At 68.0% G+C, this 9,869-nt stretch carries 10 protein-coding genes; 7 read left to right on the top strand and 3 right to left on the bottom strand.

Annotated elements, in window-relative coordinates; all coding sequences use genetic code 11:
• The 4 genes from ABW137_RS04635 to ABW137_RS04620 all read left to right on the top strand — a co-directional run.
• Positions 1–1,452, top strand: a 1,452-nt coding sequence (locus tag ABW137_RS04635; protein ID WP_526397353.1) for an aminotransferase class I/II-fold pyridoxal phosphate-dependent enzyme, incomplete at its 5' end; no start/stop codon positions are given.
• A 92-nt stretch (positions 1,453–1,544) separates the two neighbouring features.
• On the top strand, positions 1,545–2,939 hold the full coding sequence (locus tag ABW137_RS04630) for a CYTH and CHAD domain-containing protein (protein ID WP_526397351.1): 1,395 nt from the start codon (positions 1,545–1,547) through the stop codon (positions 2,937–2,939).
• Between the two features lie 59 nt (positions 2,940–2,998).
• Positions 2,999–3,676, top strand: coding sequence for a HemK2/MTQ2 family protein methyltransferase (locus ABW137_RS04625; RefSeq protein WP_526397349.1), 678 nt, complete (start codon positions 2,999–3,001; stop codon positions 3,674–3,676).
• A complete protein-coding gene (locus ABW137_RS04620) occupies positions 3,673–3,912 on the top strand; it encodes a CDGSH iron-sulfur domain-containing protein (RefSeq protein WP_526397347.1) in 240 nt (79 codons plus the stop codon). The genes ABW137_RS04625 and ABW137_RS04620 overlap by 4 nt, the downstream gene beginning before the upstream one ends.
• Here ABW137_RS04620 and ABW137_RS04615 read toward each other — a convergent pair.
• Positions 3,892–4,923 carry an iron-containing redox enzyme family protein gene (locus ABW137_RS04615; protein WP_526397359.1) on the bottom strand — a complete coding sequence of 344 codons (1,032 nt, stop codon included), beginning with the start codon at positions 4,921–4,923 and terminating at the stop codon, positions 3,892–3,894. The genes ABW137_RS04620 and ABW137_RS04615 overlap by 21 nt on opposite strands.
• 175 nt (positions 4,924–5,098) lie before the next feature.
• Between ABW137_RS04615 and ABW137_RS04610 the strand changes: the two genes are divergently transcribed.
• The 3 genes from ABW137_RS04610 (at position 5,099) to ABW137_RS04600 (ending at position 8,037) form a co-directional block, all read left to right on the top strand.
• Complete coding sequence (locus tag ABW137_RS04610; protein ID WP_526397345.1) at positions 5,099–6,061, top strand: ferritin-like domain-containing protein; 963 nt, start codon at positions 5,099–5,101, stop codon at positions 6,059–6,061.
• Between the two features lie 513 nt (positions 6,062–6,574).
• Positions 6,575–7,198 (top strand): TetR/AcrR family transcriptional regulator, encoded by a 624-nt coding sequence (locus tag ABW137_RS04605; RefSeq protein ID WP_526397343.1) that lies wholly within the window; start codon positions 6,575–6,577, stop codon positions 7,196–7,198.
• Positions 7,195–8,037, top strand: coding sequence for an aminoglycoside phosphotransferase family protein (locus tag ABW137_RS04600; RefSeq protein ID WP_526397341.1), 843 nt, complete (start codon positions 7,195–7,197; stop codon positions 8,035–8,037). The genes ABW137_RS04605 and ABW137_RS04600 overlap by 4 nt, the downstream gene beginning before the upstream one ends.
• 16 nt (positions 8,038–8,053) lie before the next feature.
• Here ABW137_RS04600 and ABW137_RS04595 read toward each other — a convergent pair whose 3' ends face one another.
• Together ABW137_RS04595 and ABW137_RS04590 are read right to left on the bottom strand one after the other, a co-directional pair.
• A complete protein-coding gene (locus tag ABW137_RS04595) occupies positions 8,054–8,767 on the bottom strand; it encodes an NUDIX hydrolase (RefSeq protein ID WP_526397357.1) in 714 nt (237 codons plus the stop codon).
• A 60-nt stretch (positions 8,768–8,827) separates the two neighbouring features.
• Positions 8,828–9,853, bottom strand: a complete 1,026-nt coding sequence (locus ABW137_RS04590) for a LacI family DNA-binding transcriptional regulator (RefSeq protein ID WP_526397339.1) — start codon at positions 9,851–9,853, stop codon at positions 8,828–8,830.
• Positions 9,854–9,869 lie beyond the last annotated feature (16 nt).

Below are 9,869 nucleotides of genomic sequence, written 5' to 3'. Positions count from 1 at the left end.
CATTCGCGGGCGCCGATGCTCGAGGCGCTGGCCGACTATCACGCCAAGGGCCGCTACGGTTTCAGCCCACCGGCACACCGGCAGGGGCGCGGCGCCGATCAGCGAGTCCTCGACGTGCTCGGAAGTCAGCCGTTCCGGGACGACGTCCTGGCGAGCAACGGCCTCGACGACCGTCGGAGCAGCGGCCGGTTTCTGGCGCGGGCCGAGGAGTTGATGGCCGACGCGGTCGGCGCCTCGGCCGCATTCTTCTCCACCTGCGGCAGCTCGCTCTCGGTGAAGGCCGCCATGATGGCGGTGGCGGGCAACGACGGCAGCCTGCTGTTGGGCCGGGACAGCCACAAGTCCGTGGTGGCGGGCCTCATCCTCGCGGGTGTGCAACCCCGGTGGATCTCCCCGCAGTGGGATGCGCTGCGGCATCTGTCCCATCCGCCGTCGCCAGAGCAGGTCGACGCAGCGTGGCGCGCGTACCCCGACGCGGCGGGCGCCCTCATCGTCAGCCCCAGCCCGTACGGAACGTGCGCTGATCTGGCGGCGATCGCCGAGGTGTGCCACCGGCGGGGCAAGCCGCTGATCGTGGACGAGGCGTGGGGAGCACACCTGCCCTTCCACGAGGACCTCCCCACCTGGGCGATGGACGCGGGGGCCGACGTCTGCGTGGTCAGCGTTCACAAGATGGGCGCCGGGTTCGAACAGGGTTCGGTGTTCCACGTCCAGGGGGATCTGGTCGATCGGCAGCGGCTGTCCAAGTGCGCCGACCTGTTGATGACGACGAGCCCGAACGTGATGATGTACGCCGCGATGGACGGCTGGCGACGACAGATGGTCGAGTCGGGACACGACTTGCTGGACAGGGCAATGACATTGGCCGCGGTCACCCGGGGGGCCATCGAAGAGATTCCCGATGTCGAGGTGCTCGAAGAGGAACTGCTCGGCGCGGAGGCCTCCCACGATCTGGACCGCCTACAGGTGCTGATCGACGTCGCCGGCACCGGCTGCAGCGGCTATCAGGTCGCCGACTGGCTGCGCGAGAACTGCCAGATCGACCTTGGCATGGCAGACCATCGCCGGGTGCTGGCCACGTTGTCCTTCGCAGACCAACCGCAGACCACCGAGCACCTGGTGGACGCACTGTGGCGCTGGCGCAAGGAGGCCGACGACTTCGATCGAGCCGCCCCCATTCACCTGCCTTCTCCCGGCCAGTTGGAGCTGGAGACGGTGATGCTGCCCCGGGACGCGTTCTTCGGCCCGACGGAGATGGTGGCGTTCGACGCGGCCGCTGGACGCATTGCCGCCGAACAGGTCACGCCGTACCCTCCCGGAATCCCGGCGATCGTTCCTGGCGAACGGCTCACCGATCCGGTCATCGGCTACCTGCGGTCGGGAGCTGAGGCAGGCATGACGCTGCCCGATCCGGTGGACCCCACGATGCGCACCTTTCGGGTGGTGAGATGACGAGTCGTGCGCGGCCGCCCGATGAGACATTGCAGGTGTTCGGTCCGGGTTTGGGCGACTCTCCTCGCGGATAGCCCAATTCGATGAAGAGCATGCTCGAAATCGAAGACAAGTGGGACGTCGACAACGACTTCGTTCTCCCTGCTGACATCGCGGCGGACGCCGCCGACCGCAGCACGGTGGAATTGAACAGCGTCTACTACGACACCGCCGAGCACGATCTGCAGAGCCATGGCTTGTCGCTGCGAAAGCGGGAGGGCGACGACGACGCCGGATGGCATATCAAGGTGCCCACCGCAGACGGCCGCCTCGAGCTGCGTGCCGGGCCGTCGGATACTCCGCCGGACGAGTTGACCGATCTGCTCACCGGGGTTCGCCTCGGCAAGCCCTTGATTCCCGTCGCGACCATCAGGACTCAGCGGGATCGCTACCGCATCGTCGACGACGATGGGCAGACGCTGCGGGTGGAGCTCGTCGACGACCACGTCCGAGCCTCCAGCGGTCATCAGTTGTTGGCGTGGCGAGAGATCGAGGTCGAGGAGGGCCCGGCCGCGGGATCACTACGCCGGAAGCTGGCCCGGAGGCTGGTCAAGGCAGGCGCACAGCTGTCGCCGCACCCGTCGAAGTTGGCCCGCATCAGCCCTCAACCGCGGCCGACCTCGCTCAAGGGATCGATCGCCAGGGAGACGATCGCGAGGTACGTGCGCAAGCAGATCGAGGCGATCTTCGCAGGCGACCTCGGGCTGCGCAGTCATCAAGACCCGATCCATGACACTCGGGTCGCGACCCGCCGACTGCGTAGCACGCTGCGGGTCTTCGGAAAGTCGTTCGAGGCCGACGCCGCAACGCATCTGGACACCGAGCTCAAGTGGTTCGCGGGGTTACTCGGCGACGTGCGCGACCACCAACTGCAGCGCAGAAGGCTCGACGCGACGCTCGACGAGTGGCCACCCGAGCTCATCCTGGGCCCCGTGGTCGCCCACCTGGACTCCGACCTTCGCGCCACCGAACTGCGAGCTCGCGCAGACGTCTCGGAGGCCATGAACTCCGAACGCTATCTGGCCTTGCTTTCCACCCTGCAGCAGTGGGCGACGGACTTGCCGATGACGGCTCCCCCAACCAGGAAGTCGCTGAAGAGCGCCGCGCGGAAAGCTCGTCGCAAGGCCGACCGCCGACTCGTCGAGGCCATCGGTAGTCATGACGATGCGCTGCTGCACCGGGCTCGCAAGGCGGCCAAGCGGGCGCGCTACGCCGTCGAGTTGTCCGGCGAGGAGGCGAAGCAGGCCAAGGAGGGCAAGCACTACAAGCGCATCCAGCGCGTCCTCGGCGACTACCAGGACAGTGTCGTGGCCGCCGAAACCCTCTACCGGCTTGGCATCTCGGCTGGCACCGCACCCGGTGAGAACGGATTCACCTTCGGGTTGCTCTACGCAAGAGAGCGTCAGCTGCAGAAGGAGTTGCGTGACAAGACGCGTCGACTCGTCTGAGCGGGTGGCCGGGGGCTGTTGCGGGGTTTGGACGCTCGTCACGCGGGCATTGGCAAGCAGTGACGATAAGTGCCCCGATCGACCGCGGTTCGCAAGCCCGCGGCATCAACGTTTACTCGCCGCAGCAGGATTCACACCTGCTGGTTGACACCATGCAGACCAGCATCGAGGTCGCCGAACGAACGGTTCTGGATCTCTGTACCGGCTCCGGCGTGGTCGCGATCGCCGCCGCGCGAGCCGGAGCACGTAGCGTGACGGCATGGGACGTCTCTCCGGACGCCGTTCGGTGCAGCACGGCCAACGCGTCGGCCGCGGGTGTGAACGTCGACGTTCGACGCGGGTCCTGGACGGGCGCACGCGGTCGGTACGACGTCGTGCTTGCCAATCCTCCCTACGTGCCAGCGGATCCCGATTCGGCGGAGCCGGACGACGGCCCGACGTGGGCCTGGGACGCCGGGCCGGACGGACGGCTCGTCGTCGGTCCCCTGTGCGAGGCTGCGGAGGGGCTGCTGGCGCCTGGCGGGACGCTGCTGATGGTCCAGTCGGAGTTCACCGGCATCGATCAGTCGTTGACCGCGCTTGAGTGCGCGGGTCTCGGTGCGCGCGTCGTTGCCCGACGGCGAATCCCATTCGGCCCCGTCTTGACGGCGCGGGCGGGCTGGCTGGAGCGCACCGCTCGACTGGCCCCTGGGCGCCGCGAGGAGGAGATCGTCGTGATTCGAGCGGACAAACCATGACCCCGGACGACTCGCCCGCCGAGATCCGCCAGGTGCGCCTCACCGACGGAGGCCCGATGCTCGTTCAAGGTCCGGTTCGCATCGAAACCGCGGACGGCACGATTACCGAGTCGGACCGCTTCATGGTTGCCGTCTGCACATGCCGACGCAGCAAGACCTATCCCCTGTGCGACACCAGCCACCGCAAGCGCCGCCGCAGGGGCGATCGATCAGAGTCAGACGAGCGGTCGACGTAGCGAGCTGCGCCCGGACACCCAACTCTTCATCATCAGCGCGTCGAGGCGCTCTTCGACGACGTCCCTGGCACGGATCCCGAACACGACGTCGTGGTCCAAATGCGGCTCGCTGGCCAGCAGATCACCCACCACGTCGGTGCGGACGATCTGCTCGTGAACCGCGTCCGCCTCGACGTGCTCGGCATAGAACCGTATGCACCGTTCGGGTGCACCCATCCGCTCCAAGGCTTGAACGAGTCGGTGGGATCCCGGCGGGGACGTGATCTCCGTCGAGGCGAAGTGCCCCACGACGGCACCGCGCCACGATCTATGCAACCCGAACATCGACATGAGGTTCACTGCTGCAAGCGATTCCGCGGGAACCCAGTCGAGGTATCCGAGGTAGTTCGACTTCAACCTGGCCGCTACGAGCAGATCGGCGTAGAGCTGCTGGTGCAGCCGCTCGCCGCGGCCCGCGCCGTACTCGTCGAATTCGATGGCGACGAAGGCCGCCTTCGCGTGACCCGTCAACCGTGGGATGGCCCACGCGTGCGGGTCGCCCTCCTTGAGGTGATAGAGCGACCGGTGCACGAAGTACTCCCGCATCTGCTCCCACGTACCCTCGTCGCGCAGGAAGAACGACAGCCCCTCGCCGTCGGTCGGCTCGATGGACAGGGCGGCCATTTCGTCGGCGGCAGTGCGGTTCTCGTCGATGTCACCGACCTCGTGCCGCAGCGCCTCCTCGAAGACCGCCTCCATCTCCGCCCGCAGGTGCAACAAGCCCGGATTCCACTCCCAGCGCTCGTCGACACCGTCGAAGCCGCGGTAGTGGAGTTCGTAGCAAACGTAGAGGGCCAGCTGCAGGTCCAGCCCGTAGGGATCGGCCTTGCCGACGGAGACCTCGACGCGGCTCAGGTGGTGACGGGGTGCGCGTCCCTCTACGAGCTCGCGCACCGCCGCCGACAGTGGACCGACTGCGCTCGGCAGCTTCGGCCCAGAACCCGCGGATGCACTATTGGACGATGCGTTCAACACCTCTGGAATTTACCCCTGCTGCCTGCGCACAAACCGACCTCGCCGCGCCAAATCGCGTTGAGAGGTGTTTCACATCTCCGCAATTGGCGGTTACCGGCAGTTGGCTGGGGTATGCGTTCGACAGGTGCACCCCGCGCCGACCCAATCAGTCAACGCCGAAGGGGCGACCATCATGACCACACCCACGATCAACACACTCATAGCGCAACTACGTGCGCTACTGGACCTCACCAACACCGAGATCCAGGTTGCCGAGACCCGCGAGGCGCAAGCCCGCACGGACGCGGTCCGCCGCGAACTCAGCCAGAACGCCGCCAACGGGCGCGCCCGTGCCGAATCCATCGAGTCGGCCATCCGTGACCTCGGCGGATTCCCCGACGTCATCGGCCCGTTCTTCGGGCGGGCGGCCGCGGCCGTCAAGGCGCTCACCGAGCAGGCACAACCGTTCGACGAGGCCCTGCTCGGCGACCTCGCGCTCGAGCACCAGCTGTTCGACCGCGCCCGGTACGTCAAGGCGCTTGCCGTGGCAGCCAAGCGCAAGGACGTGGAGGAACTCGCCAACCGTCTCATCACGGCTCACGCCGCCACCGTGGACTGGCTCGCGACCGTGCTCGCCGAGGACGCCCTTGGCGGCCCCGCCGCCCTGCGTCGGACCCCTCTGCAGGCCGCAGCCGGCACCGTGGTTCAGCTCGTCAACGTCCCGGTCGCCTGGTCCGTACGCGGCCTGGACAAGGCCGTCGACACCGTGCGCGCCACTCCCCTGGCCGTCAGCGAACTCGTCAACCGCGGCAAGCGGGCTGGTGACGTAGCGGGCAAGGCCGTCACGGCGTCGCGTAACGCCGCGCTCGAGTCGGCGGAGAACGTCATCCGCGACGGCGGCGCCGAGCAAGCCGCCGACGCGCTGCACGCACTGCGCTCCGCAACCGGCGTCCTGGACGTCTCGGAGCTACCCATCGACGGCTTCGACGACCTCAACGTCAGCCAGGCCGTGGCAGCGGTCAAGGACCTGACCGACCCGAACGAGGTCCGGGTCATCCTGGCCTACGAAGAAGCCAACAAGGCACGTCAGGGCGTCATCTCAGCCGCGCAGACTCGCGTCGCCGCCATCGCGCAGGACGTCGTCGGAATCAGCTAGCACGCCGGACCGGCCAGGCCCGTCAAGTAGAACGCCCCGCTCCCCGGAGCGGGGCGTTCCCGTCTGCTTCCGGCCCCGTCGGCTTTTGGCCCCGTCTGCTTTCGGCCCCGTCTGGTTTCGGTCCCACCAGTGCCGGGTACAGCCAGCGCAACGCTGGGGAAGCCGGCGTATCCCACTCCCGTTAGCAAAGGCGCCGGCCATGATTCCCTTCATCTGCACCACATGTGGAACGTTCAGCATCGACAGCGCGGACTGCACGTCCTGCGACGCTTCGTCGAGCGACACCAGCTCCCGATCGACCGACGTCGCGGCTCGGTAGGGCGGCGCCCCGAGCTCGTCGAATTCGCGGGCGGCAAGCGGGGTCGCTCCGCTGCTGTGCTCGGATCTCCTTCGACCCACCTCCTCCGATGCCGGCAAGGTACAGCGCGAGATTCAGATACCCTGCTGTATCAGAGTGCAGTGTCGAGGAAGCGTCGAGTCAGGCGCGATGGACATCACGACAGGAGATTGCGAGTGGCTCGCCTATCCCGCGCCGAGCAACGCGAAGTCACCCGCCAGCGCCTCATCGAGGCTGCGGGAAAGGTGTTCTGCCGCATGGGTTTCGAAGCTGCACCGATTGACGTCATCGCCGAGGAGGCTGGCTACTCCAGGGGCGCCTTCTACTCCAACTTCGAATCCAAGGACGAACTCTTCGTCGAGCTCATCGGTCGGCACCTCGACGCCGAGGTCGACACCTTGCGCCAGGCACTCGATCGCATCAAGACCGCCGACCAACTCGCGCCCGCCATCGAACGGCGCTACCGCGTGCTCGGCGAAGACGGCAGCTGGTGCCTGCTGACGACCGAGTTTCAGCTGTATGCGATGCGCGGCGGCACGAAGGCAGACGAATTCGGTGCGATCTACGAGTCGTACCGCCGCAGGCTCGGTGACTTGATCGCCATCCACTTCGAGCGCCTTGGGATCGAATCCACCCTTTCCCCATACGAATTCGGCGTCGCGCAGATCGCACTGTCCCATGGACTTGCGCTGCAACGAGCCACCAACGGCGCGTTGAAGTCCAGCCTCCCCGGCCGTGCGCTCGCAACGTTCGTCCGGGGCGCGCTGGCCAATCAGCACGTCGAACCGGCGGCCCCTTGACCGCGACGCCCGAGGAACTTTCGGCCGAAACACGTGGCCTTCTCGCGCAGTGGGAGCTTCGCCCCGAGGGTGCAGCCACCCATGGATCGGGATCGCAGGTCCTGCCCGTCCGCACGACCGATGGGGTACCGGCCGTGATGAAGATCAGCCGGCCCGACGCCGGCTCCGAACACGCTCATCTCGTCCTGCGGCGCTGGGACGGCAGCGGCTCGGTCCGCATGCTGCGGGCCGATCCGCACCGTCGCGCCCTACTGCTGGAGCGCCTTCTTCCGCCGACTCTCGACACGCTTCCCGACATCGAGGCGTGTCAGGTGGTCGCCGGACTCCACCGCCGCCTCCACGTCCCTGCGATGCCCCAATTGCGCTCGCTCGCAGAGCACGTCGAAAGGTGGTCCCGTGACTTCGATTCGCTGCCGCGCAGCGCGCCGATTCCACGTCGCCTGGTCGAGCAGGCGAGCGCGCTCAGCCGCGAGCTGACTGACCACCCGACCGGCGACGACGTCGTCCTGCACGGCGACCTTCACTACGGGAATGTGCTCGCCGGCCTCCGCGAGCCCTGGCTGGCGATCTCCCCGAAGCCGATGAACGGTGACCCCCACTATGAGCTCGCGCCGATGCTCCTGCACCGGTGGGACGAGCTGGCCGGGCGCATCCGCGATGGGCTCCAAGCGCGCTTCTACGCCCTCGTCGACGGCGCCGGCCTCGACGAGGAACGAGCGCGGGCCTGGGTGGTGGTGCGGGTTGTGCACGACGCGATTCGCGAGCTTGCCCACGGCGCGCGCGCCGACGCCGACGTCCTCACGCGGTGCGTCACCCTCGCCAAGGCCGTGCAGCGCTGAGCGTGGGCCCGCCCGACTACTTCCACGCGAACACCGGTTGCTCCAGCTGGTCGACGGGGTCGTCGCGGCCCTCCAGCCCCAGCCACCGCAGTTGGAGCAGCACCGCACCCGTTGGCGCGTGAATCAGGTCGTTGCCCAACGGAATCTGGACGACGGGGCGCGGACTCTCCGGGATGCTGATGAACCGCGGCGAATCCTCGCGTAGCAGCTGGTGCAGACCCACGCGGTAGACCGCGACCACCTCGTCGGGCGCAGGACGCAGGTCGAGCCTGCCGCCTCCCCAGATGACGACGGGAGTGATGACGTAACCCGACCGCGTCGGGTAGTCGTCGAGCAGGCCGAGTACCGACGTCTCCGGCAGTTCGACGCCCACCTCCTCGTCGAGTTCGCGTAGGGCCGCTGCCACCGTGGTCTCGCCGGGATCCAGCCGCCCGCCGGGCAACGCCCACTGGGCGCTGTGCGTACGCAGCCGAGATGCCCGGCGGCACAGCAGGAAGGCGGCACCACCGGATACGTCGACCATGCGACCGTCGAGTCCGTCCATGGGCCGGCCGTCGATCCACTCGTCCACGGGCGCCGGATCCACCCGGTCCTCCCCCGTCTCGGAGTCGACGAGGACCACGGCGACTGCTGCCTGCCGCTTGGTCGGATCGCTCACGACGCGGCGATCGCGTCCCGCCAGATGCGTGCTGATCCGCTCGCGCAAGGCCGCGTCATAGGTGATCGTCACCGCTCGACCATAGGCGGGCAGGTCGGCACGGTGCGTGAGCGCCAAGGTCGGCACGGTGCGTCAGCGCGGAACTGCGGTGGTACCTCGGACCATCAGCTGGGGCTCGAGCACGATGTCGCGGGCGGCGTCGCCGGACCCCTCCATCATGTCCACGGCGAGCCGGACCGCGTGACGGGCCAGCGCGGCGGAGTCCTGATGGACGGTGGTCAGATCGATGCGCGGGTTGTCCGACATCTTGCTGTCGTCGTAACCGATCAGTGACACCTGACCGGGCACGTCGACGCCTGCCCTGGTGAAGACGTCGAGTACGCCGAACGCACAACGGTCGTTGCCCGCAAGAACGGCCGTTGGAAGGTCCCCGTCCGCGAGCATTTCACGTGCCGCCGCCGCGCCTGCCGCCTCGGTGTGCGCGCCGGCAATCACCTTGGCGTTGGCCGTGAGTCCGTGTTGACGCATCGCGGCGCGATACGCGTGGCGCCGGTCCGCGGCCCCCGGCTCCACCCCGCCGTCCACGTGATGGATGTGTCGGTGGCCGAGTTCGACCAGATAGGCGACCGCCTCGCGGATCCCCTTGGCGTCGTCGGTGCGCACCGTCGCCACACCCAGGTCCGCGTCCAGTCGACGACAGACGACGACCACCGGTATCCGCTCGGCCAGCGAGCGCAGGTAGTCGGGTTCGGAGTTCGGCCCGAGGAGGATCAGTCCGCCGCATCGGTGGTCGAGCAGCGCATCGACGGGAACGGACTCCGGGCGATCGGGAAGGTTCGCCGACAGCAGCACGTCGTGACCGAGGGCTTCGGCGGCAGGATAGATGTGCGTGACCAGGTCCGCTTCGAACAGCTGGCCGACGTCGATGAGGACGCCAAGGGTTCGGCTCCGTCCCCGTGCCAGGAGTCTGGCCGCGGAGTCCGGCCGGTAGCCCAACTCGCTGGCCGCCGTGAGCACCCGCAGCCGCGTCTCGTCGCTGGCCCCGGGCTTGCCGTCCAGCACGAACGACACCAGCGTGCGGGACACGCCGGCTCGCGCGGCGACGTCGGCCATCACCGGCTTGCGCGGACGTCGCCCCTCGGACGGGGTTGCCGCCATCAGGCCTCCTCTCGTG

The sequence above is a fragment of the Mycobacterium sp. genome (assembly GCF_040509115.1).
In the GTDB taxonomy this organism is placed as follows: Bacteria; Actinomycetota; Actinomycetes; order Mycobacteriales; family Mycobacteriaceae; genus Mycobacterium.
The sequence above is the reverse complement of the archived record's forward strand: the minus strand, read 5'-3'. Positions and strand labels throughout refer to the sequence as shown.

Coding starts and splice junctions, on each gene's coding strand:
- ABW137_RS04620 (WP_526397347.1), top strand. CDS start 3,673: ATGACCCCGGACGACTCGCCCGCCGAGATCCGCCAGGTGCGCCTCACC.
- ABW137_RS04630 (WP_526397351.1), top strand. CDS start 1,545: ATGCTCGAAATCGAAGACAAGTGGGACGTCGACAACGACTTCGTTCTC.
- ABW137_RS04610 (WP_526397345.1), top strand. CDS start 5,099: ATGACCACACCCACGATCAACACACTCATAGCGCAACTACGTGCGCTA.
- ABW137_RS04590 (WP_526397339.1), bottom strand. CDS start 9,853: ATGGCGGCAACCCCGTCCGAGGGGCGACGTCCGCGCAAGCCGGTGATG.